24 protein-coding genes are annotated in these 26,303 nt (G+C 67.8%); 14 read left to right on the top strand and 10 right to left on the bottom strand.

Annotated features, from left to right (window positions below):
- Nucleotides 1-40 precede the first annotated feature (40 nt).
- Together THITH_RS01160 and trmB are read left to right on the top strand one after the other, a co-directional pair.
- Nucleotides 41-847 (top strand): thiazole synthase, encoded by an 807-nt coding sequence (locus THITH_RS01160; protein WP_006746355.1) that lies wholly within the window; start codon nt 41-43, stop codon nt 845-847.
- 4 nt (nt 848-851) lie between these two features.
- A complete protein-coding gene (trmB, locus tag THITH_RS01165; RefSeq protein ID WP_006746354.1) occupies nt 852-1,559 on the top strand; it encodes a tRNA (guanosine(46)-N7)-methyltransferase TrmB in 708 nt (235 codons plus the stop codon).
- 33 nt (nt 1,560-1,592) lie between these two features.
- On the opposite strand, the gene THITH_RS01170 is transcribed toward trmB, so the two are convergent.
- Nucleotides 1,593-2,447, bottom strand: coding sequence for a universal stress protein (locus THITH_RS01170; RefSeq protein ID WP_006746353.1), 855 nt, complete (start codon nt 2,445-2,447; stop codon nt 1,593-1,595).
- Between the two features lie 236 nt (nt 2,448-2,683).
- Here THITH_RS01170 and THITH_RS01175 point away from each other — a divergent pair, with 236 nt between their 5' ends.
- From THITH_RS01175 to THITH_RS01210, 9 genes are all read left to right on the top strand, one after another.
- The gene (locus THITH_RS01175) at nt 2,684-4,522 is read left to right on the top strand and encodes an SLC13 family permease (RefSeq protein WP_006746352.1); all 1,839 of its coding nucleotides are present in this window, start codon (nt 2,684-2,686) and stop codon (nt 4,520-4,522) included.
- A gap of 35 nt (nt 4,523-4,557) precedes the next feature.
- Nucleotides 4,558-5,448 carry a phosphoribulokinase gene (locus tag THITH_RS01180; RefSeq protein WP_006746351.1) on the top strand — a complete coding sequence of 297 codons (891 nt, stop codon included), beginning with the start codon at nt 4,558-4,560 and terminating at the stop codon, nt 5,446-5,448.
- 91 nt (nt 5,449-5,539) lie between these two features.
- Nucleotides 5,540-5,683 (top strand): hypothetical protein, encoded by a 144-nt coding sequence (locus tag THITH_RS18380; protein WP_156925470.1) that lies wholly within the window; start codon nt 5,540-5,542, stop codon nt 5,681-5,683.
- Complete coding sequence (locus THITH_RS01185) at nt 5,680-6,810, top strand: FIST signal transduction protein (RefSeq protein ID WP_006746350.1); 1,131 nt, start codon at nt 5,680-5,682, stop codon at nt 6,808-6,810. Before THITH_RS18380 ends, THITH_RS01185 begins: the two co-directional genes overlap by 4 nt.
- 22 nt (nt 6,811-6,832) lie before the next feature.
- On the top strand, nt 6,833-7,867 hold the full coding sequence (locus THITH_RS01190) for an NADP(H)-dependent aldo-keto reductase (RefSeq protein ID WP_006746349.1): 1,035 nt from the start codon (nt 6,833-6,835) through the stop codon (nt 7,865-7,867).
- A gap of 195 nt (nt 7,868-8,062) precedes the next feature.
- Nucleotides 8,063-8,470: a c-type cytochrome domain-containing protein gene (locus THITH_RS01195; protein ID WP_006746348.1), complete on the top strand. Its 408-nt coding sequence runs from the start codon at nt 8,063-8,065 to the stop codon at nt 8,468-8,470.
- 166 nt (nt 8,471-8,636) lie between these two features.
- Complete coding sequence (locus THITH_RS01200) at nt 8,637-9,413, top strand: hypothetical protein (RefSeq protein ID WP_006746347.1); 777 nt, start codon at nt 8,637-8,639, stop codon at nt 9,411-9,413.
- 102 nt (nt 9,414-9,515) lie between these two features.
- Nucleotides 9,516-10,328 carry a TatD family hydrolase gene (locus tag THITH_RS01205; protein ID WP_006746346.1) on the top strand — a complete coding sequence of 271 codons (813 nt, stop codon included), beginning with the start codon at nt 9,516-9,518 and terminating at the stop codon, nt 10,326-10,328.
- Entirely contained in the window at nt 10,325-11,065 is a 741-nt protein-coding gene (locus THITH_RS01210; RefSeq protein WP_006746345.1) for a tRNA threonylcarbamoyladenosine dehydratase, read from the top strand. Before THITH_RS01205 ends, THITH_RS01210 begins: the two co-directional genes overlap by 4 nt.
- 124 nt (nt 11,066-11,189) lie before the next feature.
- Here THITH_RS01210 and THITH_RS01215 read toward each other — a convergent pair whose 3' ends face one another.
- The 4 genes from THITH_RS01215 to THITH_RS01230 form a co-directional block, all read right to left on the bottom strand.
- Nucleotides 11,190-11,912: a lysophospholipid acyltransferase family protein gene (locus THITH_RS01215; protein WP_006746344.1), complete on the bottom strand. Its 723-nt coding sequence runs from the start codon at nt 11,910-11,912 to the stop codon at nt 11,190-11,192.
- Nucleotides 11,913-11,973: 61 nt separating this feature from the next.
- On the bottom strand, nt 11,974-14,055 hold the full coding sequence (gene glyS / locus THITH_RS01220) for a glycine--tRNA ligase subunit beta (protein ID WP_006746343.1): 2,082 nt from the start codon (nt 14,053-14,055) through the stop codon (nt 11,974-11,976).
- Nucleotides 14,056-14,121: 66 nt separating this feature from the next.
- Nucleotides 14,122-15,036: a glycine--tRNA ligase subunit alpha gene (gene glyQ, locus THITH_RS01225; RefSeq protein WP_006746342.1), complete on the bottom strand. Its 915-nt coding sequence runs from the start codon at nt 15,034-15,036 to the stop codon at nt 14,122-14,124.
- 84 nt (nt 15,037-15,120) lie between these two features.
- Entirely contained in the window at nt 15,121-15,441 is a 321-nt protein-coding gene (locus tag THITH_RS01230; protein ID WP_006746341.1) for a hypothetical protein, read from the bottom strand.
- A 73-nt stretch (nt 15,442-15,514) separates the two neighbouring features.
- Here THITH_RS01230 and THITH_RS01235 point away from each other — a divergent pair, with 73 nt between their 5' ends.
- Nucleotides 15,515-16,717, top strand: a complete 1,203-nt coding sequence (locus THITH_RS01235) for a cation diffusion facilitator family transporter (RefSeq protein ID WP_006746340.1) — start codon at nt 15,515-15,517, stop codon at nt 16,715-16,717.
- A 208-nt stretch (nt 16,718-16,925) separates the two neighbouring features.
- Entirely contained in the window at nt 16,926-18,335 is a 1,410-nt protein-coding gene (glnA, locus tag THITH_RS01240) for a glutamate--ammonia ligase (RefSeq protein ID WP_006746339.1), read from the top strand.
- 160 nt (nt 18,336-18,495) lie between these two features.
- On the opposite strand, the gene THITH_RS01245 is transcribed toward glnA, so the two are convergent.
- Entirely contained in the window at nt 18,496-18,699 is a 204-nt protein-coding gene (locus tag THITH_RS01245; protein WP_006746338.1) for a cold-shock protein, read from the bottom strand.
- A gap of 245 nt (nt 18,700-18,944) precedes the next feature.
- Here THITH_RS01245 and THITH_RS01250 point away from each other — a divergent pair, with 245 nt between their 5' ends.
- The gene (locus THITH_RS01250; RefSeq protein ID WP_006746337.1) at nt 18,945-20,969 is read left to right on the top strand and encodes a GNAT family N-acetyltransferase; all 2,025 of its coding nucleotides are present in this window, start codon (nt 18,945-18,947) and stop codon (nt 20,967-20,969) included.
- Nucleotides 20,970-21,082: 113 nt separating this feature from the next.
- On the opposite strand, the gene THITH_RS01255 is transcribed toward THITH_RS01250, so the two are convergent.
- From THITH_RS01255 to THITH_RS01270, 4 genes are read right to left on the bottom strand one after another with little or no spacing between them, the layout of a single operon-like run.
- The gene (locus tag THITH_RS01255) at nt 21,083-23,017 is read right to left on the bottom strand and encodes an ATP-binding cassette domain-containing protein (protein WP_006746336.1); all 1,935 of its coding nucleotides are present in this window, start codon (nt 23,015-23,017) and stop codon (nt 21,083-21,085) included.
- A gap of 4 nt (nt 23,018-23,021) precedes the next feature.
- On the bottom strand, nt 23,022-24,341 hold the full coding sequence (locus tag THITH_RS01260) for an MFS transporter (RefSeq protein ID WP_006746335.1): 1,320 nt from the start codon (nt 24,339-24,341) through the stop codon (nt 23,022-23,024).
- Between the two features lie 40 nt (nt 24,342-24,381).
- On the bottom strand, nt 24,382-25,452 hold the full coding sequence (gene metA, locus THITH_RS01265) for a homoserine O-succinyltransferase MetA (RefSeq protein ID WP_006746334.1): 1,071 nt from the start codon (nt 25,450-25,452) through the stop codon (nt 24,382-24,384).
- A complete protein-coding gene (locus THITH_RS01270; RefSeq protein ID WP_006746333.1) occupies nt 25,452-26,303 on the bottom strand; it encodes a hypothetical protein in 852 nt (283 codons plus the stop codon). Before THITH_RS01270 ends, metA begins: the two co-directional genes overlap by 1 nt.

The following is a 26,303-nucleotide window of genomic DNA, read 5'->3' on the forward strand; positions in this document are numbered from 1 at the left end:
GGCCGTGCCTTGGCCCAGAACCATCAACGCAGGCATCCGCATGACCGCTATTGCTGCAACCGACGTTGCCGACACGTTCCGGGTCGGCGATCGAACCTTTGCTTCCCGTTTGCTGGTCGGGACTGGCAAATACCGCGATCTGGAGCAGACCCGGCTGGCCATCGAGGCCAGCGGCGCCGAGATCGTGACCGTCGCGATCCGCCGCACCAACATCGGCCAGACGCCGGGCGAGCCGAATCTGCTCGAGGTGATACCGCCGGACCGGTACACGCTGTTGCCGAATACCGCCGGCTGCTACACGGCCGACGATGCGATCCGCACCTGCCGACTGGCCCGCGAGCTGCTGGACGGGCACAGCCTGGTCAAGCTCGAGGTGCTGGGCGATCCGAAGACGCTGTATCCGGACAGCTTCGAGACGCTGAAGGCGGCGGAGATCCTGGTCGCCGAGGGTTTCGATGTGATGGTCTATACCACCGACGACCCGCTGTTGGCCCGGCGCCTGGAACAGGTCGGCTGCAAGGCGGTGATGCCATTGGCCGCTCCGATCGGATCGGGTCTCGGTATTCAGAACCGCTACAACATTCGCGAAATCGTCGAGCAGGCCGGGGTTCCGGTGCTGGTCGATGCCGGCGTGGGCACTGCATCCGATGCGGCGATCGCGATGGAACTGGGCTGCGACGGCGTGTTGATGAACACTGCGATCGCGGCGGCTCGCGATCCGATCCGCATGGCGGGGGCGATGAAGCACGCGATCATCGCCGGGCGCGAGGCCTTTCTGGCTGGGCGCATGGCGCCGCGGCGCCATGCCAGTGCGTCGTCGCCGGAAACCGGCTACTTCTTCACCTGAATCGATGAGCGAGTCGGGCGCCGGTCGGCCCGCCGCCGAGCGGCGGCGGGTGCGCAGCTTCGTGCGCCGGGAGGGCCGGCTGACCGCCGGTCAGGCCCGTGCGCTTGCGACCCTCTGGCCGCGTTTCGGGGTCGAGCCGGGCGACGATCCGCTCGATCTTGCGGCCCTGTTCGGGCGTCGCGCTCCGGTTACGCTGGAAATCGGTTTCGGCAACGGAGAGAGCCTTGCCGAGCAGGCGCAGCGAGCGCCGGAGCAGAATTTCATCGGTATCGAGGTACACCGGCCGGGAATCGGGCATCTTCTGGTCGAGATCGAGCGCCGAGGGCTGGAGAACCTCCGTATTTTCGACCGGGACGCAGTCGAAGTGCTCGAGCGCCGCATTCCCCGCGCGAGCCTGGACGCGGTTCAGGTCTTCTTCCCGGACCCCTGGCACAAGAAGCGGCACCACAAGCGACGGCTGATCCAGCCGCCTTTCGTACACTTGCTTGCTTCTCGCCTGCGCCCCGGTGGGCTGCTGCATATCGCGACCGACTGGGACGATTACGCGGCTCACGTGCAGGCGGTGATGCGCGCTGCGGCCGACTGCTTCCGGCCGGAAGGCCCGCAGCCGCTGCCTGCGCGGCCGGAGCGGCGTCCCGAGACCCGGTTCGAGCGCCGCGGGCGGCGTCTCGGCCACCGGGTCTACGACTTTCTGTTCCGGCGCATCGGCTGATGCCGGCGCAGCGGGACGGAACTGCGCAAGGTCTCAGGTCGAGGCCTTGACCACCAGCACCGGGGAGCGGGCATTGCCGATCACGCGTTCGGAAACGCTGCCCATCAGGAGCCGGGAGAGCCCCGTGCGGCCATGACTTCCCACCACGATCAGATCCGCCTGGCATTGCGCCGCTGCGGCGGTGATCACCTCGTCGGGCCGGCGCCCCTGCTCGTGCCGGGCGTCGATGCGGATGCCCTCGGTCTCGGCCGCTTTGCGCACCCGGTCCAGCGCGGCATCCGCCTCGGCACGCTGTTCCTGCGTGCCATCGGGCGGCGTTACCGTGATCACCGTCAGCGGCAGGCTGCAGCGCCTGGACAGACGCACCGCCGAGTAGGCGGCGGCATCGCCGAGTCGGGAACCGTCGGTGGCGACCAGAATGGCCTGCTCGGGCATCTGCGTGCCGCGCGGCACGACCAGCACGCTGCACGAGGCCAGGCCGATGACCTTGGCGGTCGAGTCGCCGACCATCAGCCGGGCGAGGTCGCTGCGCGCGCGCCGGCCGATTACGATCACGTCGGCATGCTTCTCGTCGGCGACCCGCACCACTTCGTGGTAGGGATCGGCGCCGTGCCGAAGAATCGTCTCGGTGTGTACGCCCTCGGCCCGCGCCTTGCTGGCGAGCGCGTCGATCTGTTTCTGGGCCTCGCTCTCCGCCTGCTGTACGCGATCCGGCACCAGTGCCTCGTATTCCGGGTTCGTCAGCACGACCCGGGTCACCAGGAGTTGGGCGTCGCAGTGCTTGGCCATGTCCACCGCGGCCGTTTCGGCGGCGGCACTGTATTCGGATCCATCGGTGGCCACCACGATTGTCTCAAAGCGGCCGACGGGGGAGAGTTCCTGCATCATCACGCAACTCCTGACACTCCACGGGATGCCACGAGAATACCTGAGCCCCGCCGGATCGGCACCGGTAGCGGGGTCGCGAGGGCGCATGGCGTCCGCCGCTCGCGGCCGTTCGGCCTGGGCTGTCTTTGCTTCACGCGCGCGCAAATGAAATAATTGTCTGTTTCCGCTGCCGCAGTGGGCGCGTTGCCCGAGGCCACCGGGCGCGGTCGCGGGCCTCCCGAACGCCAGGAAACATCATGGAGAATCTTACCCTGACCACGGACATGATCGTGGTGCTTGCGCTGCTTGCGTTCACGATCTTCCTGTTCGTGTCCGAGGTGGTGCGGGTGGACGTGGCCGCGGTGTCGGTGATGGTTTTGCTGGGCCTGCTGAGTCTGGTGCCCGGGCTCGGCGGCTTGACCGACGCCGATCAGCTGTTCGCCGGGTTCGCGTCCAACGCGGTGATCTCGATCATCGCGGTGATGATCATCGGTGCCGGCCTGGACAAGACCGGGGTGATGCACCGGGTCGCGGCGTTCATCATGCGCGTGGGCGGCACGACCGAGCGCCGGATCATTCCGACCGTATCCGGCACCGTGGGCGTGATCTCGAGTTTCATGCAGAACGTCGGTGCAGCCGCCCTGTTCATGCCGGTGATGAGCCGGATTTCCAACCGCCTGGGGATCCCGCTGTCGCGTTTGCTGATGCCGATGGGGTTCGCCGCGATCGTCGGCGGCACGATCACCCTGGTCGGGTCCAGCCCGCTGATTCTGCTGAACGATCTGCTGCCGGATGGCATGGAGCCCTTCCAGTTGTTCGACGTGACGCCGATCGGGCTGGCGCTGCTGGCGTCGGCGATCGTGTACTTCGTGCTGTTCGGGCGCTTCGTGTTGCCGTCGGCGGATACCAAGGGCGGCAGCGGCGAGAGTACGGCCGAGTATTTTCAGCGGGTCTATGGGCTGAACTACCAGATTCGCGAGGCCAACGTGGCCAGCGGCTGCGAGCTGATCGGGTGGACCGTCGCCGAGATCGAGCAGCGGTTCGGTATCGTGATCGTCGGCAGTCACGTGAAGGGCGACCTGCGCATCGGTCCGTGGAGCGGGTACGAACTCGAGGCGGGGCAGGACCTGGCGGTGCTCGGATCTCCGGAAGCGCTCGGCCGATTCCTCGATGCGAACGGAATCCGCCCGCGGCGCGAGATGAAGGTGTTTGCGGATGCGATGGCCCCGGGCAAGTCCGGGGTCGCCGAGGTGGTCATCGCCCCGGGTTCCAGTCTGGTCGGCAAGACCGTGACCGATGTCGCGATGCGCCGCACCTACGGGCTCTCGGTGCTGCGCCTGCAGCGTGGCGAAGAGCCGATCCGGGAAGGCCTGCGCGACGTGCCGCTGCGCGCCACCGACACCCTGGTGGTGCACTGCGACTGGGAGTCGCTGGCGCGCCTGGAGGGCAACCGCGACTTCGTGATCGTGACCAGCGACTACCCCCGGGAGCGGTTGCGCCCGAGCAAGGTGCCGTATGCGCTGTTCTTTCTCGCGGTCGCGCTGGGCATGATTCTGTTCACCGATCTGCCGCTGTCGGTGGCGCTGCTGACCGGCGCGCTGGGCATGATCCTGACCGGCGTGATCGACATGGACGATGCGTATCGCGCAGTGAGCTGGAAGACGGTGTTCCTGCTGGCCAGCCTGATCCCGCTGGGTGCGGCGGTCGAAAACACCGGTACCGCAGCGTGGATCGCGCAGCACACGCTGGATCTGCTCGGGCAGGTCTCGCCCTGGGTGCTGCAGGCGACGATCTTCGCGCTGGCGACGTTCTTCACGCTGGTGATGTCGAATGTCGGGGCGACGGTGCTGCTGGTGCCGCTGTCGATCAATTTCGCGATGGCCGCCCAGGCTGCGGGCATGGATGCCGATCCGCGCGTGTTCGCGCTGACCGTGGCGATCGCGACCTCCAACTCGTTCCTGATTCCGACGCACCAGGTAAACGCGCTGATCATGGGCCCGGGCGGTTACCGTGTGAAGGACTACCTCCGGGCCGGCAGCATCATGACCGTGCTGTTCATGGTCGTGGCGCTGGTGATGCTCAACATCGTTTTCTAGGTATTCTTTGCAACCACTCTATCGAGGAGAGACTCATGTCCCAGAAGCATCCCGTCATCGCCGTCACCGGATCCTCGGGCGCCGGCACCTCCACCGTGAAGCGTTCCTTTGAAAAGATTTTCGAGCGCGAGCACATCCGGCCGGTCGTGATCGAGGGCGACAGCTTCCACCGGTACGACCGCCAGGAGATGAAGGCCGCGATGCAGGCCGCGGAGGCCGACGGCAACCGCCACTTCTCGCATTTCGGTCCGGAGGCGAACCTGTTCGCCCGTATCGAGGAACTGTTCCGCACCTACGGCGAGACCGGCCAGGGGCAGAAGCGCTACTACCTGCACTCCGACGACGAGGCGGCCCATCACAATCAGCGCCTCGGCACCGATCTGGGTCCCGGCCAGTTCACCCCGTGGGAGGAGATCGAGCCGGGCACCGACCTGATGTTCTACGAGGGACTGCACGGGCTGGCGGCTGACGGCGAGGTGGATATTTCCCGCCACGTCGATCTCGGGATCGGCGTGGTGCCGATCGTGAACCTGGAATGGATCCAGAAGATCTTCCGCGACAACGCCGAGCGCGGCTACAGCGCGGAGGCGATCGTCGACACGATCCTGCGCCGGATGCCCGACTACGTGAACTACATCACCCCGCAGTTCTCGCGCACCGACATCAATTTCCAGCGCGTGCCGACGGTGGATACCTCGAACCCGTTCATTGCCCGCGACATTCCCACGCCGGACGAAAGCCTGGTGGTGATCCGGTTCCGGGATCCGAAGAAATTCGGAACCGATTTCCCCTACCTGCTGAACATGGTGCACGACTCGTTCATGTCGCGCCCGAACACGCTGGTCGTGCCCGGCGGCAAGATGGGCCTGGCGATGGAAATCATCCTGGCCCCGATCATCCACGACATCCTAGATCGCCGCGGCTGATCGCACCGAAGCCCCGCCGATGCGGGGCTTTTTTTCGGCGGCGCGTACGCTCGTCTAGGATCCAGGGCCAGCCGTCACCGGAGGTTCCCCTTTGTTCCGATGGTTTCATGACCGGTCGGTCCGGATGCTTGAGCGGGCGCGTGCGCGTGTCGCCGGGCCCGCGTTGATCGTGCATCCTGGTGTCGCCGTGCACGACAACGAGGCGCTGGCCCTGCTGGAGCACCCGACCGGATGATCGAAGCTTCCCCCTTTCGGGTCGCTGCGGCGACCGCGAGCGAACCCGCCGAGTTGGCCCGAACCCTGACCGACGCGCTGGCGTTGCCGGCGCCCGGTGCCCGAGCCCGAATCGGGCTGCTCTATCTGTCGGACTCGATGGCGCGCCACGGGGTCGAGCTGCTGGCGGCGCTGCGCGATGCGACCGCTGTGCAGTCCTGGGTCGGTGCCGCGGGGGTCGCGCTGATCGCTAACCGGCGCGAATACTACGAGAGCCCCACGGCAGTGGCGATGGTAGCGGAGCTGCCGCCGGACGGCGTGCGCGTGATCGGCTCTGGCGTGCAATCCTTGGAGGCTCTGCGCGAGTGTTTGCAAGGGTTTCTGGAACCGGACGAACCCGGCCGCTTGATCCTGCATGCCGACCCGGGGTTTGCAGGCCTCGAGGAACTGCTCGCCCGAATCGACCGGGAGACCGACTGGTTCTGCACGGGCGGCGTGGGGTCAGGGCAGGGCGACGTGGTGCAGTTTGCCGGCGAGGTCGTCAGCGGCGGGATATCCGGGCTGGCGCTGCGCGAATCGGTTCCGCTGGTGGCTCGACACACTCAGGGCTGTACCCCGCTGCCAGGGCGGCACCGGCTGAGCGAGTGCTGGCGCAATATCATCGTGAAACTCGATGATCGCCCGGCACTTCCCGTGTTCCGCGAAGTGATCGGAGACGTGTTGTCGCGGGATTTGCGGCGGGCGCTGGGCTACATCCACATCGGCCTGCCGATCAGCGGTTCGGATACCGGCGACTACCGGGTGCGCAACATCATCGGCATCGATCTCGACCGCGATCTGCTCGCGGTCGGCGAGATGCTCAGCCAGGGCGAGGATATCCTGTTCGTGCGCCGTGACGGGCTTGCGGCCCGCGAGGATCTCGAGCGGATGCTGGCGGAGATACGCGCGCAGGCCGGCGGTGGAATCCGCGGCGGCCTCTACGTGAGCTGCCTTGGCCGCGGCCGTTACCAGTTCGGCGACGAGGGCGCGGAACTGGCGATCGTTCAGGACGCGCTGGGCGACGTGCCGCTGGTCGGTTTCTTTGCCAACGGCGAAATATTCGCCAATCGCCTGTACGGCTACACCGGGGTGTTGACCCTGTTCACCTGAACCTGCTGTCGAGGGATCCGCAATGCAATATCGCATGCTCGGACATACCGGAATCGAAGTCAGTCTGATCGGGCTGGGCACGATGACCTGGGGCGAACAGAACACCGAGTCCGAGGCCTTCGAGCAACTCGACTATGCGCTGGAGCAGGGGGTGACCCTGATCGATACGGCCGAGATGTACCCGGTGCCGCCGCGCGCCGAGACCCAGGGCCGCACCGAGGCGTACATCGGTCGCTGGCTGCAGGCCCGCGGCTGCCGTGACCGGGTGGTGCTGGCGACCAAGGTCGCCGGGCCTGCGGACACCCCCTGGCTGCGCGGTGGCCCGCAATTGGTGCGCGAGCAGATCGAGCGCGCGCTGACCGACAGCCTGGAACGCCTGCAGACCGACTACGTGGATCTCTACCAGGTGCACTGGCCCGCGCGCAGCACCAATTTCTTCGGCCAACTGGGATATCGGCACCGGCCCGAAGAAGCCGTAACCGGAATCGCCGAGACGGCGGCCGCTCTGGACGATCTGGTCCGGCGCGGCCTCGTGCGGGCGATCGGTATCTCCAACGAGACGCCCTGGGGACTGATGGAATGGCTGCGCGCGTCCGAGCGGGGCATCGCGCCCCGGGTGGCCAGTATCCAGAACCCCTACAACCTATTGAATCGAAGCTTCGAGGTCGGGCTGGCCGAGATGGCGCTCCGGGAACGGGTCGGTCTGCTTGCCTACTCGCCGCTGGCTTTCGGCACGCTGACCGGCAAATACCTCGGTTCGACGCGGCCGGCGAACGCGCGTCTGACCCGGTTCGAACGTTTCTCGCGTTACAGCAATCCGCAGGGCATTGCCGCCACCGAGGAGTACGCGGCGCTGGCGCGTGCGCATGGGCTGACGCCCGCACAAATGGCGCTGGCCTTCGTCAACCGCCAGCCCTTCGTGACCAGCACCCTGGTCGGGGCCACGAGCCTGACACAGTTGGCCGAAAACATTGCGAGCGTCGACGTGAACCTGGACGATGCAGCGCTTGCGGGAATCGACGAGATCCATCGCCGGTTCACCTATCCCTGCCCCTGACGATCACCCCGGTACGTGTTCCCGAATTGCTGGACGGGCGGGGCGTCAGAGTCGATCGCGCTGGCATAAGCGGCGCCGGGTGGCCGTGCCTTCCTCTCTCGTTGCTTGCCGATTCCATTAGTCGCGGCTAATATTTTGCGTCCGACAGCGGCATGGGGCCGTCGTCGGATCCCCGTATCGGAGAGAGGCAATTCCATGGCAAGCAACACACGGAACTCGATGCGCAGTGCGATGCGCCTCGGCTTGGCGGCCGCCGGCCTGACGCTGGCGGGCGCGACGATGGTCGGCTGCAGCGACCCGGTGGTCAGCTACAGTGCGCAGGTGCAGCCGATTCTCGACAAGCGCTGCATGGAATGTCACACCCCGGGGGAGCGCGGCTACGAGGAAAGCGGTCTTGAGTTGGGGAGCTACGAGAGCCTGATGCAGGGGACGCGCTACGGACCGGTGGTCAAGCCGGGCGAACCGCTGATCAGTGTTCTCAACCAGCTGGTCGAGGGCCGTGCCGATCCGTCGATTTCGATGCCGCACCAGCGCAACCCGCTGCCCGCATCGGAGATCGCGGTATTGCGCAACTGGGTCGAGCAGGGAGCGAAAGACAACTGATCCTGCGGGCCGGGGCGGCGCTTGGTCCGACCGTGGGTTGGGATGTTCACGAAAGATACCGTATGAATTGAGGGAAATCGCGTCCGTTCAGCTGAAAATTTGCGTCTCCGAATATAGCGGAGTGCTTATACAATAGCCCCGTTACTCATACGGAAAAGGACGCTTCATGAACACCATCCCGGTTCCCGATCTGCCCCGGCTACCGCTCCCGGTCCGGGTACTGTTTACTGGATACCTGCTCGCCGTCGGCGTGGGGCTGTTGATCGCGGGCGCGCAGATCATGCTCACCCACGGGATGGCCGACGGGAAGCCCGGGTTGTCGATCGACGACATCGTGTACAGCTACCACGGAAACCGTACCAACACCCGCCTCGAGTCGGCGCTGAACGGTTCGATGCAAGGGTATGCTCCCGACGAAGAGCGCAGGACACTGATCGACTGGGCCCGCCGGGGTGCGCCGGCCAGCGACTGGGAGCCGACGATCCAGCCGATCGTGCAGCAGCACTGCGTCGCGTGCCACTCCACCACGCCAGGGCTTGCGGATTTCAACCGCCTTGCGAATCTCCAGGAACGCGCCGACATCGACACCGGCCCCTCGATTGCCAGTCTGACGCGCGTTTCGCATATCCACCTCTTCGGCATCACGATGCTGTTTTTCGGCGTCGGGCTGATCTTCGCGTTTGCACGGGGCTTCGATCCGATCTTCAAGTCGCTGCTGATCGCCGCGCCGTTCGCGTTCCTGATCCTGGACGTGGCCGCCTGGTGGCTCACCAAGTGGCAGCCGGGCTTCGGATGGCTCGTGATGTTCGGCGGATTCGGCTACTCGGTGGCATCGACCGTGATGATCTTCACGTCGCTGTACCAGATGTGGCTGCTCCGGGTTCCGGCGACCGAAGCGCGCTGGGACGTGATGCCCACTGGGCAGGGCTCGAGCCAGCGCTGAGTCCCTCCTGATGCCCCGCGGGTCCCGTCCCCAAGGCGCGGGATCCGCGGGGTCTGACCGCCGGGTCTGACCGTTGGCTCCCGCGCGCGGTAGAATTTCCGGATGAACCGGGTCTTGCCGCATCTGATCGACACCCACGTCCATCTCGATGTCGAGGCATTCGACGCCGATCGCGACGCGACACTGGCACGCGCGCGGGCCGCGGGTGTCACGGCCCAGGTGCTGCCGGCGATTGCCCGCGGCCACTGGCCCGGTCTGGCCAGGCTGGCCGCTGCCCACGCCGACCTGTACCCCGCCTATGGGTTGCACCCGGTGTTCGTCGCGACGCATGCCGATCACGATGTCGAGGCGCTCGATCGCTGGCTGGATGAGCATCCGGCGGTGGCTGTCGGCGAGATCGGGCTCGATGCCTTCGTGCCCGACATCGCCGCCGGGCTGGCTTGGGATCGGCAGCGGGATCTGTTCCATGCGCAGCTCGATGTGGCCCTGAACCACGGGCTGCCGGTGATCATTCACGCACGGCGTGCGCTCGATTCGGTGTTGAAAGCGCTGCGCGCCCGGCCGGGCGTGTCCGGAATCATTCACAGTTTTTCGGGCAGCCAGCAGCAGGCCGAGCAGGCACTCGGCCAGGGCTTCTGTCTCGGGTTCGGCGGCCCGGTCACCTATCCCCGCGCCCAGCGGTTGCGGCGGCTGGTCGCGCAGTTGCCCGGTACCGCGCTGGTGCTCGAGACCGACTCTCCCGACCAGCCCTCGGTGAGCCATCGTGGCGAACGCAACGAACCCGCTTTCCTCTCGGAGATCGCGGCCTGCATCGCCGCATTGCGCGATGCGCCGGTCGACGAGATCGCCCGCCTGAGCAGTGCCAATGCGCGGCGCATCCTGCGTCTTCCCGAATCGGCCGTGGCTTCGGCGTGAACGGGCCGGAGGACGCCTACGCCGAACGCACGCGCCTTCTGGTGGGTGCGGGCGGGCTGGCGGCGCTGCGGCGCAGCCACGTGTTCATTGCGGGGCTGGGCGGGGTCGGCAGCTACGCCGCGGAGGCCGTCGCCCGGGCCGGCGTCGGCCGGATCACGCTGCTCGACCACGATGCGGTCTCCCCTTCGAATCTCAACCGGCAGCTGGTGGCGCTGCGCTCTACGCTGCACCGCCCCAAGGTCGAGGTGATGAGCGCGCGGATCGCGGACATCGATCCCGGAATCGAGGTCCGCGCCTCGACCGTTTTCCTGCGCCCGGACGGCGTCCTCGAGCACGTGCCCGCCGAAGCGGACTATGTGATCGACTGCATCGATTCCATCGCCTGCAAGGCGGCGCTGGTCGCCGCGTGCCAGTCCCGGGGCCAACGGGTGATCTCGAGCATGGGGGCGGGCGGACGCCTGGATCCCACGGCGATCCGGGTCGGGCCGCTGGCCGACACGCGGACCTGTCCGCTCGCTCGCCAGATGCGCAAGCGCCTGAGGCGGTTGGAGGCCCGGCTCGACTACCCGGTGGTGTATTCGCTGGAAGAGCCGCGCAAGGGGACCGAGCATCGGCCTATCGACGGTCCGGTGCCTGGGCGGGCGCGTTCGGTGAACGGGACAATCGCCCACCTGCCGGCGCTGTTCGGGCTGACTGCCGCCGGCTGGGTGATCCAGGAGCTTCTCGGCCAGGGGTGAGGCACGCGGGCATAGCGGCCACGCGGTTGCTCGGGCGGCAGACCGGCAAGTCCTTTCAGCCCCCCCCGTTGCCGGCGCGGCGGCACGAGCGTCCGGAAACGGGAAAGAGGGTTATGCGGGGTGGCTACACCCTGCGTTCCAGGCGCGCGACCTCGGTTTCGATCCAGTTCTCGACATCGGCCAGGATCGCTTCCGGCTCCCGCCCCTGGGTCGGGATCGGCGGTCCGATCACCACGTCGATCGTCCCCGGGGTCTTCGCCAGACTGCGCCGGGGCCAGAAGCTGCCGCTGTTGTGCGCGACCGGGACCACCGGATGTCCGCTGCGCGCGGCCAGCACCGCGCCGCCGATGCGGTAGCGGCCGCGCTCTCCCGGTGCCACCCGCGTTCCTTCGGGAAACAGCACGACCCACAGCCCGCGCCGCAGGCGTTCGGTCCCGGCCTCGACCAGCGCATCGAGCGCGCGGCGTCCCGCCTTGCGGTCCACCGGGACCGGGTCGACGATGCCGATCGCCCAGCCGAAGAACGGGATGCGCATCAGCTCCCGTTTCAGCACCCAGACCTGCGGCGGCAGGATCTGTTGCAGGGCGAGCGTTTCCCAGGCCGACTGATGCTTGGCCATCACGATCGCGGCCTGCGGTTGCAGCAGGTTGGCGGCACCGTGCACCCGATGGCGCAGGCCGCAGGTGACGCCCAGCCACCAGACGTTGAACCGGGTCCACTGGGACAATGCCCGGTAGCGACCGTGCCATCCGAACGGCAGTGCCAGCGGGGCGACCAGCAGCCCGAACACCACCGTCGAGGCGGCGAACCCGATCCAGAACACGAGTGCGCGGAGCCATTGCAGCATCAGCAAACGCTCCGAAACCACTCGGGCCGGGCGGGCGCTCGGGTTTCAGGCGCGCGGGTCTTCATCCGGTCGCCAGTCGCGAGATGTCGGCCACCGAGTCGAAGCGCGCGGAGAGCTGGCGCAGCAGGGCCAGCCGGTTCGCGCGCAGCGGCGGATCGTCGACCATCACCAGCACGTCGGTGAAGAACGCGTCCACCGGCGCGCGCAGACCGGCCAGCTCCGACATCGCCGCGACGTAGTCGCGGTTGCCGACGGCGGCCGCCACGCGCGGCTCGACCGCGCGCAGCGCCTCCAGCAGCAGTTGCTCGGCCGGAGTCTGGAGCAGTGTTTCGTCGACGCCGCCGGTGCCCTCGTCGCCGGCCTTGCGCAGCAGGTTATGGGTGCGTTTGTTCGCCGCCGCAAGCGCCTCCGACTCCGGACGGCTGCGGAACTGCTGCACCGCCCGGGCACGGTGCACGAAATCGAGCGGCACATCGGGTTCGAGCGCTGCGACCGCCTCGAAGACCTCGGCCGCCATGCCCTGCTCCAGCAGGTAGCCGCGCAGGCGATCGAAGATATAGGCGCGGACTCGGGGCACTGCGTCCGGCGCTTGTGCGACCCGGTCCGAGAGACTCGAGGCCGCGGCCTGCAACAAAGGCGTCAGCGCCAGCGGCTGTTCGCGCTCGATCAGGATCCGGAGCAGCCCCAGTGCCGCGCGGCGCAGCGCAAAGGGATCCCGGGCGCCGGTCGGTTCCTTGCCGATCGCGAAGATGCCGACCAGGGTGTCGAGCCGGTCGGCCAGCGCCAGCGCCTGGGCCAGTGGCCCCTCCGGCAGTTCCGCGCCGGCCTGGCGCGGCCAGTAGTGCTGCTCCAGCGCCTGTGCCAATGCGTCGGGCTCGCCGTCGTGCTGCGCGTAGTAGCGGCCCATCGTGCCCTGCAGTTCCGGGAATTCGAACACCATGCGCGTGCCCAGATCGCATTTGGACAACAGGGCGGCACGCCTTGCCAGCGCCGGGTCCAGCCCCATCGGCCCGGTCAGCTCCTCCATCAGCAGGGCCACGCGCCGGACCTTGTCGGCGAGCGTTCCGAGCCGGCGTTCGAATACGACCGTTTCCAGCCAGGGTTGCCGGCTTTCCAGCGTTTCCCGGCGATCCTGCTCCCAGAAGAATTCGGCGTCGGCGAAGCGCGGGCGCAGCACGCGCTCGTTGCCGCTGCGCACGGCCTCGGGGTAGCGCGACCGGATGTTGCTGATCACCACGAAGCGCGGCAGCATCGTGCCTGAGGCGTCCACCAGCGGGAAGTATTTCTGGTTGTCCTGCATGGTCGAGATCAGTGCCTCCTGCGGTACGTTCAGGAAGCGCGGATCGAAGCTGCCGGTCAGGGCCACCGGCCATTCCACCAGCGCCGCGACCTCGTCGAGCAGGGCCGGGTCGATCAGTGCCTGACCGCCAGCCGCGTCGGCCTCGGCGCGGATCTGGGCCTCGATCGCGCTGCGGCGCTGCTCGAACGACGCGACGACCATGCCTTCCTGCTCCAGCACGCGCGAATAGTCGCGGGCATGCCCGAGTTCCAGTTCATGCGAGCAGTGAAAGCGGTGCCCGCGGGTGCGGCGACCGCTGTGCAGCCCCAGTAGCTCGATTTCGACCAGGCGGTCGCCATGGAGCACGACCAGCCAGTGGACCGGGCGCACGAACTCCGCGTCGCCGGAGCCCCAGCGCATCCGCTTCGGGGTGGGCAATGCGGCCAGGCTGGCCGACAGGATACCGGGCAGCAGCTCCTCCAGCGGCGCACCCGGGAGGGTCTGCCGGTGCACCAGGTACTCGCCCTTGTCCGAATTCTCGCGTGCGAGCGCCTCGACTTCGACCCCGCAGGAGCGGGCGAATCCCTCGGCCGCGCGCGTCGGCGTGCCGTCGGGGCCGAACGCCGCGCTGACCGCCGGGCCGCGGCGTTCCTGGACCTGATCGGGCTGGCGTGCCGGGATGCCGTCGAGCAGCAGCGCAAGGCGCCGCGGCGTGGCGAAGGCGGTGACCGCGGCCGGCGTAATGCCGGCGTCGCGCAGGCGCCGCAGGCATTCGTCGCGCAATGCATCGCGTAGCGCGGGCAGCGCCTTCGGCGGCAGTTCCTCCATGCCGAGTTCAAACAGCAGGGGGTGAAGATCTTCCATGGCGATGTCCATCAGGCCCCGACGGGGCGCTAGCGTTCGGTGGGTAATGCGGCCGGTGCCGCCGCGTCAAGCCGCTTGCGAGGCGCGCGCCAGCAGCGGGAAGCCGAGCTTTTCGCGGCTTTCGTAGTAGGCGGCGGCCACCGCCCGCGCGAGTTCGCGCACCCGCAGGATGTAGCGCTGGCGTTCGGTGACCGAGATCGCGCCGCGGGCGTCGAGCAGATTGAAGCTGTGCGAGGCGCGCAGCACCTGTTCATAGGCCGGCAGCGGCAGGCCCAGCGCGATCAGGCGCTCGCTCTCCGAGGCATGGGTGTCGAACGCGGCGAACAGATGGTCGCGGTCCGCCTGCTCGAAGTTGTAGATCGACTGTTCCACCTCGTTTTGGTGGTACACGTCGCCATAGGTGACGACGGTGCCGTCCGGTGCCTCGGTCCAGACCAGGTCGAACACGCTCTCGACACCCTGCAGGTACATTGCCAGCCGTTCCAGCCCGTAGGTGATCTCGCCGGAAACGGGCCGGCAGTCGAGGCCGCCCACCTGCTGGAAGTAGGTGAACTGGGTCACCTCCATGCCGTTCAGCCAGACCTCCCAGCCGAGACCCCAGGCGCCCAGTGTCGGCGACTCCCAGTTATCCTCGACGAAGCGGATATCGTGCACGGTGGGATCGAAGCCGAGATGGCGCAGTGAGCCCAGATAGAGTTCCTGAATATCGGGCGGCGACGGTTTCAGCAACACCTGGAACTGGTAATAGTGCTGCAGTCGGTTCGGGTTCTCGCCGTAGCGGCCGTCGGTCGGGCGTCGCGAAGGCTGCACATACGCCGCGCGCCAGGGTTCCGGACCGATCGAGCGCAGGAAGGTCGCCGGGTGGAAGGTGCCGGCCCCGACCTCCATGTCGTAGGGCTGCAGCAGCACGCAGCCGTGGCCGGCCCAGTAGTCCTGGAGCTGCCGGATCAGATCCTGAAAGGTGACCGTGGTGGGGTGCATGATGTGCCTGAATCGCAAGGAAAAGGCGAGAGTATAACGGGCCGCCCCAGTGCTCGGCCACCGTCCGCGCTGCCGGAGGGTCGTTCAGGTCCGTGCCGGGCGCTCCCGAGCCCGGTTCTGGCCCGCTCGGCATCGAGGCAAGGGAATGACTTCCGCCGGGCCACGGTGGGTGGCTCCGGGCGCGACGAAGTCCGCGACGAGCGCCTCGAACAGCAGGCTGCGAAGCACGCGGGCGGGCGCTGCCGTACCCGTGGCGGTCGCAAGATCCGCTGTCGTCAGCCCAGCCGATGCCAGCACCCGGTCCACCGCGACGCCACGCCACTCGGTCACCACCTGGCCGGAGGCACTGTCTATGATGCGCAGCATGCGCTGCGCATGGTTCAATGATGCCTGCAATACCAGCATGGCGCCCCTTTCTGCTCTATCGGTGTCGATGATCTTCGTTAATGAGAATTATTTGCAATCAAGAGGGTAGCCTGTGACCGACGGCTCCGCAAGCGTTGCGCCGCTTTCGCGCAGGGAGCGTTATCGGGCCACGCGCCTGGCGACGATCGTCGCCGCGGTGGTGAACTCCCTGCTGGCGGTGACCCAGATCGTTTCCGGCTGGCTGTTCCAGTCGCAGGCGCTGATCGCCGACGGCGTGCACACGCTTTCGGACCTGGTCAGCGATGGCGTGGTACTGGTTGCTGCACGCAAGGCTTCGGCGTCGCCGGACCGGGATCACCCCTATGGTCACGGGCGCATCGAGACACTGGCGACCGTCGTGGTCGGCGTGATGCTCGCCATCGCGGCGCTGGGCATCGGCTGGTTCGCGGTGCAGCGCCTGCTGGACTGGGAGTTGATGACCGGCCCCGCTCCGGCGGCGCTGGCCTTCGCGGTGCTGACACTGGTTGCGAAAGAAGGCCTGTACCAGTACACGGTGCGGGTTGCGCGGCGGATCGGGTCGCCATTGCTGCACGCGAACGCCTGGCACCACCGCAGCGACGCGATCTCGTCGCTGGTGGTGCTGGTGGGCATCGGGGGGGCGGTCGCCGGCTGGCCCTGGCTGGATGCGGTGGCTGCGCTGGTGGTCGCGCTGTTCATCCTGCGCATGGCCTGGCGCCTGGTGTTCAAGAGCGCTGCCGAGCTGATCGATACCGCGCTGGAACCGGAACAGGTGGCGACCATCCGCGATGCGATCGCGGGCGTCCCGGGCGTGAAGAGCGCGCATATGCTGCGCACGCGAAGGCTGGGCAACGAGGCCGCGGCCGACGTGCATATCCAGGTCGCCCCGAAGATTTCGGTGTCCGAGGGGCACCAGATCGCGGACGAGGTGTACCGGGCGGTGATGGCGAGCCTGCCCGCGCTGCGTGACGTAACGGTTCATGTCGATCCCGAGAACGACGAGGAGCAGTTGCGTTCGGTCGGTTTGCCGCTGCGCCCGGAGATCACCGAATGCCTGAGGGCGGCGTGGCACGACGCGCCCGAACTCGCCGCGGTCGAACAGGTGGGACTGCACTACCTGGGCGGCCGCGTGCATGTGACGGTGACCCTGCGGCTCGACGATGAACAGGCGGGTGCGGAACTGAACCGGCGCGCGGTGGAGCTTGCGGAACTCTTGCGGCAGCGGTCGGATTTCCAGGACCAGCTGGGCCAGATCCTGATCCTGTTTCGGGCGCGCACCAGCGATGGGCGCCCGTGATGCCGGTTTGCACCGCGGTAGTGCGGTCGTCGTTCCAGTTTGGTGCACAAGTCCGGCGAGGCTGTCATCATGGGCCATCCGGGTGCCATGTCATGGTTGGCACGGACCATGCTTCCAGCTTCGGACGTAACGGATCGCCCTGACCTGTGCCCTGCATCGGCGGGCTATGTCCAACCATCACGCTCAAGCCAAACGAAAGGAGACACTCATGTCCGCAGCCGATGTGCTGAAAACCATCCAGGAAAAGGAAGTGAAGTTCATCGACTTCCGCTTTACCGACAGCAAGGGCAAGGAACAGCACGTAACGGTCCCGGCCCACGAGATCGATGAGGACACCTTCGAGGACGGCAAGATGTTCGACGGGTCGTCGATCGCCGGCTGGAAAGGCATCAACGAGTCCGACATGATCCTGATGCCGGACGCGGGGTCTGCGGTGCTGGACCCGTTCTTCGAGGATCTGACGCTGAACCTGCGCTGCGACGTGGTCGAGCCGGCGACGATGCAGGGCTACGATCGCTGCCCGCGCTCGCTGGGCAAGCGCGCCGAGGCCTATCTGGCGTCGACCGGTATCGCCGACACGGCGCTGTTCGGGCCCGAAAACGAGTTCTTTGTGCTCGATGACGTGAAGTGGGGCACCTCGCTATCGGGTTCCTACTGCAGGGTCGATTCCAGCGAGGCCTCGTGGAACTCCGAGCGGGTCTACGAGGATGGCAACATCGGTCATCGACCCACGGTCAAGGGCGGCTACTTCCCGGTCCCGCCGGTGGATAGCCTGCATGACATCCGTTCGACCATGTGCGACGTGCTCGACGAGATGGGCCTGCACACCGAGGTGCACCACCATGAGGTCGCGACCGCGGGGCAGTGCGAGATCGGTGTCGGGGCCGCGATGTTGACGCGCAAGGCCGACGAGGTCCAGATCCTGAAATACGTCGTCCAGAACGTCGCCCATGCTCACGGCAAGACCGCGACCTTCATGCCCAAGCCGATCGTAGGCGACAACGGTTCCGGGATGCATGTGCACATGTCCCTGGCGAAGGACGGGACGAATCTTTTCAGCGGCGACCTCTATGGCGGACTGTCGGAAACCGCGCTGTACTACATCGGCGGAATCATCAAGCATGCGCGCGCGTTGAACGCGTTCACGAACCCGTCGACCAACAGTTACAAGCGGTTGGTGCCCGGTTTCGAGGCGCCGGTGATGCTGGCCTACTCGGCGCGCAACCGTTCCGCGTCGATCCGTATCCCGTTCGTGATGAGCCCGAAGGCCCGCCGCATCGAGGTTCGGTTTCCGGACTCCACCGCCAACCCGTATCTTGCCTTCGCGGCGATGCTGATGGCGGGGATCGACGGCATCCAGAACAAGATTCATCCCGGCGATGCGATGGACAAGAACCTGTACGACCTGCCGCCGGAGGAAGAAAAGAATATCCCGCAGGTCTGCAATGCGCTGGACCAGGCGCTACGGGAGCTCGATAACGATCGCGCGTTCCTGACCGCGGGCGGTGTGTTCACCGACGATATGATCGACGCCTACATCTCGCTGAAGATGGAGGAAGTCACGCGCCTGCGCATGACCACGCACCCGGTCGAGTTCGATATGTACTACAGCCTGTAGCCCGGCCCTGAACCGGAATTGCCGAGGCCGGCGTCGCGGACAATCCCCGCCACGCTGGCCTTTGGCGTGCCCGATGCCGGCGGGGCACCGGGCAAAAAAAAGCCGCCCCTGCCGAGGCGGCCCGATGGACCCGGGGTGACCCCCGGATCCTGCAGCACCGTCAGATCGCCTTCACCGCGCCGGCGGCCAGGCCCTTCGGGGTCTGCTGAATTTCGAACGACACCTTCTGGCCTTCGGCCAAGGTCTTGAATCCGCTTCCATCGATTGCGGAGAAGTGGACAAACACGTCCTTGCCGCCATCATCGGGAGTGATGAACCCGAAACCCTTGCTTTCGTTGAACCACTTCACGACACCAGTATTCACAACCATAAACCTCGTTACTTAGAGAGAAACAAAAGTGAGCGGCTCGGCAGCAACCGTTCAACGGAAGCGAATGCTGATACAGATCCACCACGATCAGTGGCTTGACGGCCTCTCACGCGCCTGACTATACGCCGGACTTCGCGCGAACGCCAATAAAACTTTGGTTTCTTTTTCCGAGTCGCCGTGCTGTTGTCGCGATCGGGGGCGTCCATCGCGTCGACCGGTGGCTGGTACCATGGCGGGCGATGTCCGACGACCCCCCGTCATTTCGGATCCCGCGGCGCCTCGTGGTGGTGCCCGACGCGCCAGGCGCGCGCGACCGGGCCGCTGCCTGGTTGCGGAAGCTGGCGTTATCCTGCGACGTGGGATGGTTCGGCCCCTCCGTTCCCGGGGGCTTGCCGGGCACGCGTCCGGCACAGGCCAGCCACTGGCTGGGCCGCGAACTCGACGCCCTGGTGTTCGAGGGCGGAGAGCTGCCGCCGGTGGATGCGCTGGCGATCGCCGCCGGGCTGCTGCGCGGTGGCGGCGTATTCCTGCTGCTCGCGGGGGAGCCGCCGCCGACACCGTTCGGCCGGCGCCTGCGCCGGTTCCTGGCCGAGGACCTCGTGGAACGAGTCGCGGAGAATGGCCGCTGGCCGGTCCCGGCGATCGCGCCGCGAGTGGCAGGGCACCGGCTGAACGCCGGGCAGCAGCGCGTATTCCGGGCCCTCGCATCCGCCACGAACTGGTTGCCGAGGACCTGCGCGGTCCTCACCGCGCCGCGCGGGCGCGGCAAATCGACCCTGCTGGGAGCGCTGGTCGCCCATTGGCTGCGTCGGACTTCGCTGGATGTTCGCGTCACCGCCCCGAACCGGGACGGAATCCGCCCGCTGCTCGCCGAAGTCGAACGCGGTACGGACATCCCGTGTGGTGCCGGAACGCGCGACGGTCCACTGTACCTGGCGCCCGACGAGCTACTGGAGCGCGGGTCCGCGCCCGGCCTGCTGGTGGTGGACGAGGCCGCGGCGCTGCCGGTGCATCAGTTGCGCCGTCTTGCGCGCCTGGCGCCGCGCGTGGTGTTTGCGACGACGACAACCGGGTTCGAGGGCAGTGGCCAGGGTTTCCGGCACCGGTTCCTGAAGGCGCTGCACGCCGATGGCTTCCGGCTGCACGAGTTCCGGCTGCATCGCCCGGTGCGCTGGCCGCCCGGGGACCCGCTGGAAGACTGGATCGACCGGCTGTTCCTGCTGGACGCCGAGGCCGAGGCGCGCGCGCCTGCGGCTGCCGAGGAGCCCGCATTGCGCATGCGCTGGCTTTCCGGCGCAAGCCTTGCCGCCAGCGAGCCGCGGTTACGAGCGGTGGTCGGGCTGCTCTCCGACGCCCATTACCGTACGCGTCCGTCGGACCTGCGCCGCTGGCTCGATGCCCCGGAGCTGCGGGTGGGGCTGCTGGGTGAGACCGCCGGCTCCGGGATTGTTGGGGTGGTGCTGGTGCAGCTCGAGCCCGGGCTGGAACCGGCGCTGGCCGACGCCGTGTGGTCCGGCCAGCGCCGGCCGCCCGGGCAGTTCCTGCCTTGCGTGCTGGCGGAACACGGGGCGCTGGCAGCGGCGCGGCGCCCGGCGCTGCGGGTACTGCGCATCGCGGTCGATCCGCGCTGGCAGCGGCGCGGGCTCGGCCGCCGCATGTTGCGGGCGGCGCTGTCCTGGGCGCGCCGGCGGGATGTTCCGGTGGTGGGCGCGAGCTTCGGCGCGGAGCCGGGATTGATCGAATTCTGGACGGCGGCGGGTTTCCGATGCCTGCGCATCGGGTTTCGGCGCGAGACCACCAGTGGCTTGCACGCGGCGGTCGTGCTTCGGGGCACGCAGCCGGGGGCGGTCGCCGATCTCGCGAGGCTGCGCGCACGGGCGGGCCGCGACTGGCCGGTCTGGCGGGCCGGTCCGCTGCGGGGGCTGGAGGCCGGGGTTGCCGCGGCAGTCGCCGCCGATCTGCCATCGGCCGGGGCTGTCTGCGCGGCGCTGGACTGGGGCTCGGTGCGTGCCTTTGCCCGCATTTCCCGGCCGTTCGAGCTCGCGCTTCCGGCACTGCAGCGGTGGCTGCATGCGGACCCGGCGCGGACTGCGGGGCTGCCCGCCCGCGAGCGTGCGCTGCTCGAGGCCGCGGTGCTGGAGCTGGCCGGCTGGCCGGAGCTGTGTGCGCTTGCGGGGGTTTCGGGGCGCCGGGACGTGATCGGGCTGCTGCGCGGCAGCGTCGCGGCGCTTCTGGAAACCGATTCTTCCGCTGGCGTTGCATGACCGGCGGGCGCTGCCCGTGGCCGGGGGAGGGAATCCCGAAACAAGGGCGGCCCGTTCGCGTTGCGGCGATCGGCAGCGCACTCGGTGTCGACTGCCTGCGTCTTCGACCGCTGCTAGCTCCCGTCGGACTCGAGCGCCTCCCAGCGGGCATAGGCCGTAGCGAGTTCTTCCTCCAGGCGCTGCAGTGCCTTCTGCACTTCCGGCACGCGGTCCGGGCGGTTGCGGAAGAGTTCGGGGTCCGAGAGTTGTTCGGCCAGTGCCTCGCGTTCCGCTTCCAGCTGCTCGATGCGCGCTGGCAACTGTTCCAGTTCCCGGGCATCCCGGTACGAAAGCTTTCGGGGCGCGGGGCTTGTCGCGGCGCTGCTTCGAGCCGGTGTCTCCGAGGGACGAACTGCCGCGCGTGCCGTAGCGCCCGCCGCTGGGCCGGCGGGCTGGATGCGCGTCTCCTGCAGCGGCGCGGTCACGCGTTCCGGCAGATCGGACCAGCCGCCGACGAATTCCTCGCAGCTTCCCTGGCCGTCCAGCACCAGGGTACTGGTCACGACGTTGTCCAGGAACGCGCGGTCGTGGCTGACCACGATCACCGTGCCGGTGTACTCGATCAGCAGCGTCTCGAGGAGTTCCAGGGTCTCGACATCCAGATCGTTGGTGGGCTCGTCCAGCACCAGCAGGTTCGCCGGGCGCAGGAACAGCCGCGCCAGCAGCAGGCGGTTGCGCTCGCCGCCCGAGAGCGCCGAGACCGGCTGGCGCGAACGGGCCGGCGGGAACAGGAAGTCTTCCAGGTAGCTGAGCACGTGGCGCGTGACGCCGTTGACCGTGACCCGGTCGCGGCCCTGGCCGACCGTGTCCTGCACGGTCGCGCCTTCGTCGAGCTGCGCCCGCGTCTGGTCGAAGTAGGCGATCTCGAGCTGGGTGCCGAGCGTGACGCTGCCGGAGATCGGGGCGAGTTCGCCCAGCAGCCCGCGCAACAGCGTGGTCTTGCCAGCGCCGTTGGGTCCGACGATCCCGAGCCGGTCGCCGCGCTGCAGCAGCAGGTCGACGCCGCGGATCACCGGCACGCCGTCGTAGCCGAAGCTGGCCCGTTCCGCCTCGATCACGCGCCGGCCCGAGCGCTGCTCCGGATTCAGCGCCAGCCGCACCTGGCCCTGGCGTTCGCGCCGCTCGGCACGCTGGTGGCGCAGCCGCTCGAGGGCGCGGACGCGGCCCTCGTTGCGCGTGCGCCGGGCCTTGATGCCCTGGCGGATCCACGCCTCTTCCTGCGCCAGCTTCTTGTCGAACTCGGCGTTCTGTCGCGCCTCGGTCTCAAGCCGTTCGGCCTGGCGCTGGCGCAGCGCCTCCAGACTGGGCGGGTGTTCGTACAGTTGCCCGCGGTCGAGTTCCACGATGCGGGTCGCCAGCCGCTCCATGAAGCTGCGGTCGTGGGTGATGAACACCACGGTCATCGCGGTGCCGGCGAGCATGTTCTCGAGCCAGGCGATCGCGGCGATGTCCAGGTGGTTGGTCGGCTCGTCGAGCAGCAGCAGGTCGGGGTTGCGCACCAGTTCCCGCGCCAGCCAGACCCTGCGCCGCAGTCCCCCGGAGAGTTCGGCGAACGGCCGGTCGGCCGGTAGTTCCAGGCGGGACAGGGTGGTCTCGACGCGGTTCTGCAGTGCCCAGCCGTCGATTGCTTCCAGTTCCGCCTGCACCCGGCCGAGGGCCTCCAGCGCGGCTGCGTCTCCCTGTGCGGCGTCCAGGCTCAGGTGATGGTAGCGTTCGAGCAGGCGGCCGTTCTCGCCCAGCCCCTCGGCGACCACATCAAAAATGCTGCCGTGGACCTCCTCGGGCAGCTCCTGGGTCAGGTAGGCCGTGACCAGCCCGTCGGTGCGGGTGATCTCGCCGGAGTCGGGCTGGATCCGGCCGGCCAGGATCTTCAGCAGCGTCGACTTCCCCTCGCCGTTGCGGCCGACGATGCAGACGCGCTCGCCCGGGTTCAGGGCGAGGTCGATGCCGTCGAGCAGGGCGGCCAGGCCATAGGCCAGGCGAATGCCGCGAAGCGTCAGCAGGGCCATGGGTTCAGACCTCCGGCATGCGCCAGGCGCTTGCGGCGCCGGCAAGACTGAACAGCGCGAGAACCAGGATCGCGAATTCGGTGCCGGCCAGCTGTGCCAGCAGCCCGAACAGGCCGCCGACCAGCAATAGCGCGCCGATTACGGTGTTGCTGACCGCAGTGAACGCGGCGCGGGTCTGCTGGGTCGCCATGTCGACCAGGTAGGTCTTGCGCCCCAGGCGTACCCCCGCGTGGCTCACTCCGAGCACGAAGAAGAGCACTGCGTAGACCCAGCCATCGAGTGCCGGCGCCATTCCGCTCCAGCTCGCAGTGGCCAGCCCGATTCCAAGCAGTCCCGCGATCAGGCCCGACAGGATCAGCACCTGGCGCGAAGAGCGGTCGGACGCGCGGCCCCAGATCGGGGCGCTGACCGCCGAGGCCAGCCCGGTCGCGAGGATCAGCAGGCCCAGCGTCACGAAGCTGCCGGAGGTGGCCGCCTCGGCGAGCAGCACATAGAAGGGCAGGGCCAGTGCAGTGCTCATCAGCAGCGCGCGGGTCAGCACGAAGTGGCCGAACTCGCGATCGCTCCAGAGCAGACCGAGCGAGCGCATCGCCTCGGCGACGGCGTTGCCGCCACCCTCGGTGGCGCCCGGCTGTTCGTGCAGTCCGGCGAACACCGCTGCCGACAGCCACCACACGCCGGCGGCGGTGGCGAGCAGCGCGGCGAACAGCCCGACCCCGGCCTGCTCGAGATTCGCCAGGGTCAGGTACAGGCCCAGGCCCAGCGTCGCAAGGCCCGCTGCCGATGCCGCATAGCCCATTACCGTGCCGCGCCGCCGCTTCGCGATGGTCTTGCCGAGCACGTCCTTGGCGGCCACCGAGTTCACCCCCCGGGCCAGCGCGAACAGAACCAGCAGCGCGAGGATCGCCCAGCCGGCGGCTGCACCCTCGAGCGTCAGCGCGACGACCGCCATCAGTGCAACGGCCAGTCCCTGGCCGACGCTGCCAAGCACCCAGAACCACTTGCGCACGGGCTGGCGGCGGATGGCGGCGGCAACGAACAGTTGTGGGAGCAGCGAGCCGGACTCGCGAATCGGCACCAGAAAGCCGGCGAACGCCGCCGGTGCGCCCAGCGCGCCCAGCATCCACGCCAGCACCAGACGTGCAGAGGCGAGTTCGTCGCCGATCTTGCTGAGCGTGTTCGACACCAGGTGCACGAAGAAATTGACCGGCTGGGCATGACACGCGTCGGCCGGGATGTCGCGGCAGACACGCGCATCCTCGTCGCCGGCGATGGTCTCGTACAGCGATATCAGCGGTTCCGGGGCGGCTGGCTGGGAGGACATGGCGATCTCGGACGGCGACCGGGGAACGAACCGGTGCGGTTCAGCGGGTCCAGTTCAGCGGGGCGTCGGGGTTGACCCCGGGGCGGAACGGAATGCGCCGGTCTTGATGGGTCAACTGGTAGACGTTGCCGATCCAGTTGTTCACCACCGCGAGCGCGCTGTCGTGCCAGGTGTTGTCGAGGCGGCCTACCAGCAGCGGTTCCGGAAGCTCGGGCGCCGGCGCGCGGCGTTGCCGGGCCTGCTCGACGCGTTCGCGGTGTTCCTCCAGGATCGCCGCGGCCTGCGGGGACAGGTAGTGTTCGGGCAGCGGTGGGAAGTCCTCGCGCTCGTCGTTCACGAAACGCAGCACCTCGCGCTTGTACTCCTTCAGCAGGCTGATGCTGTCGTATTCCGGGTGCCCCTGGAAGAACACCAGCCGGAACCCGTCCTCCGATACCGCAAGGTGGACGCCGGCACGCTCGCTTTCGACCAGCACCTGCAACCGGTGGCGATCGAACTGCTCGCGGGACACGTCGTTGAAGCGCGAATGGGGCACGTTGAAGCGGGTGTTCACGCCGGATACCAGCGGGTGCGTTCGGTCGACCACCCGATGGTCGAACACACCCCAGAGCTTCGCGCCCCGATGCCGGCGACGTTCCCCGTAGCGCGCCTGCATGACTGCATGGGTGGCCAGGCACGAGCACAACGTGGAGGTGACGTTCTCCCAGGCCCACTCGACCACCTCGGCCAGCGGTTCCCAGAACGGCTCCAGCGCCAGGTCCGGCTGGCTCACGTTGGCGCCGGTAATGATCAACGCGTCCAGGCCTTCACGCCGGATGGTGTCGAACGATTCGTAGTACCGATCGACATGGGCCTGCCCCCCGGGGCTGCGCGGCAGTTCGGCCAGGGTGAACGGGTGCATGTAGAACTGCGCGATCTGGTTGCTCTCGCCAACCAGGCGGAAGAACTGGCGTTCGGTCGCGGCCAGTGCGGCATCGGGCATCATGTTGAGCAGACCGATGTGCAGCGCGCGGATATCCTGGTGCAGCGCGTAGTCGTTCGGGAGGACCGTGCCGCCTTCCTTGCGCAGGCGTTCGAAGGTCGGCAGGTCGGAGTGAGCGACCAGCGGCATCAGATCCGCCCTCCGCGATCCAGCGCGAGCTGCACCAGGTCGTCGAAGTCGGACGCCGAGCGGACCTGCGCGACCTCGCTGCTCAGTACGGTGTAGCCGTGGTCCCGGGCAATCGCCTCGTAGCGCGGCAGGCGGGCCTCGAGCAGGCGCGGGAACACCCAGCGGACGAAGTCGTCGGGGTCGATCTGGGCCACGTACTCGAGGTCGTGTCGGGACATGTACTGGGTCAGCTGCTCGTCGAGGAAAGGCTCGCGATAATACAGCGGCTTGGGGTCGCGTTCGGCCCGTGCGATCAACTCGCGCCGGTTTTCTTCGGTGGCCCGAATGTACAGGATCACCGTGTGCCGGGTCAGCGTCTCGAGCACCTCGGGCGAATCCAGCTCGCTGACGGAACCGCCGGCATCGTTGATGAAATGGGGGTAGTCGAACAGGATCTGCGCCTTTTGGATGAAGTCCGGCACGTCCAGCATCGCCTGTACCTCGGCAGCGTGGTGCAGGGTCTGGCGGCGCTTGAATTCGGTCAGCGAGAGCCCGCCGCGCTCGGGGTTGCCCAGCTTGCCCAGAAAGCTGGAGACCGGGTGCAGGTTGTCGACGGTGATGTTGTTGATGATCTGGATCGAGTCGGCGCGCAGCAGGTCGCGCAGAAACCGAACCTGCATCGCCTGCGCCTTGATGTTGTCCAGGATCGGCTCGCTCAGGTAGCGGGTGCCGATCCGGTAGTCTCCGGAATAGTGGAACCAGTCCTCGCGCCGGAGCATGTTCGACAGGTACGTCTTGCCGACCCCGGACATGCCCAGCAGCGTGACCCGGCGGTGCGGAAGCTCCCGGTACTCGGCAGGTGTCAGGCGCAT

The organism is Thioalkalivibrio paradoxus ARh 1, from assembly GCF_000227685.2.
GTDB lineage: Bacteria > Pseudomonadota > Gammaproteobacteria > Ectothiorhodospirales > Ectothiorhodospiraceae > Thioalkalivibrio > Thioalkalivibrio paradoxus.

Coding starts and splice junctions, on each gene's coding strand:
- THITH_RS01160 (WP_006746355.1), top strand. CDS start 41: ATGACCGCTATTGCTGCAACCGACGTTGCCGACACGTTCCGGGTCGGC.
- trmB (WP_006746354.1), top strand. CDS start 852: ATGAGCGAGTCGGGCGCCGGTCGGCCCGCCGCCGAGCGGCGGCGGGTG.
- THITH_RS01170 (WP_006746353.1), bottom strand. CDS start 2,447: ATGATGCAGGAACTCTCCCCCGTCGGCCGCTTTGAGACAATCGTGGTG.
- THITH_RS01175 (WP_006746352.1), top strand. CDS start 2,684: ATGGAGAATCTTACCCTGACCACGGACATGATCGTGGTGCTTGCGCTG.
- THITH_RS01180 (WP_006746351.1), top strand. CDS start 4,558: ATGTCCCAGAAGCATCCCGTCATCGCCGTCACCGGATCCTCGGGCGCC.
- THITH_RS01185 (WP_006746350.1), top strand. CDS start 5,680: ATGATCGAAGCTTCCCCCTTTCGGGTCGCTGCGGCGACCGCGAGCGAA.
- THITH_RS01190 (WP_006746349.1), top strand. CDS start 6,833: ATGCAATATCGCATGCTCGGACATACCGGAATCGAAGTCAGTCTGATC.
- THITH_RS01195 (WP_006746348.1), top strand. CDS start 8,063: ATGGCAAGCAACACACGGAACTCGATGCGCAGTGCGATGCGCCTCGGC.
- THITH_RS01200 (WP_006746347.1), top strand. CDS start 8,637: ATGAACACCATCCCGGTTCCCGATCTGCCCCGGCTACCGCTCCCGGTC.
- THITH_RS01205 (WP_006746346.1), top strand. CDS start 9,516: ATGAACCGGGTCTTGCCGCATCTGATCGACACCCACGTCCATCTCGAT.
- THITH_RS01215 (WP_006746344.1), bottom strand. CDS start 11,912: ATGCTGCAATGGCTCCGCGCACTCGTGTTCTGGATCGGGTTCGCCGCC.
- glyS (WP_006746343.1), bottom strand. CDS start 14,055: ATGGAAGATCTTCACCCCCTGCTGTTTGAACTCGGCATGGAGGAACTG.
- glyQ (WP_006746342.1), bottom strand. CDS start 15,036: ATGCACCCCACCACGGTCACCTTTCAGGATCTGATCCGGCAGCTCCAG.
- THITH_RS01230 (WP_006746341.1), bottom strand. CDS start 15,441: ATGCTGGTATTGCAGGCATCATTGAACCATGCGCAGCGCATGCTGCGC.
- glnA (WP_006746339.1), top strand. CDS start 16,926: ATGTCCGCAGCCGATGTGCTGAAAACCATCCAGGAAAAGGAAGTGAAG.
- THITH_RS01250 (WP_006746337.1), top strand. CDS start 18,945: ATGTCCGACGACCCCCCGTCATTTCGGATCCCGCGGCGCCTCGTGGTG.
- THITH_RS01255 (WP_006746336.1), bottom strand. CDS start 23,017: ATGGCCCTGCTGACGCTTCGCGGCATTCGCCTGGCCTATGGCCTGGCC.
- THITH_RS01260 (WP_006746335.1), bottom strand. CDS start 24,341: ATGTCCTCCCAGCCAGCCGCCCCGGAACCGCTGATATCGCTGTACGAG.
- metA (WP_006746334.1), bottom strand. CDS start 25,452: ATGCCGCTGGTCGCTCACTCCGACCTGCCGACCTTCGAACGCCTGCGC.
- THITH_RS01270 (WP_006746333.1), bottom strand. CDS start 26,303: ATGCGCCTGACACCTGCCGAGTACCGGGAGCTTCCGCACCGCCGGGTC.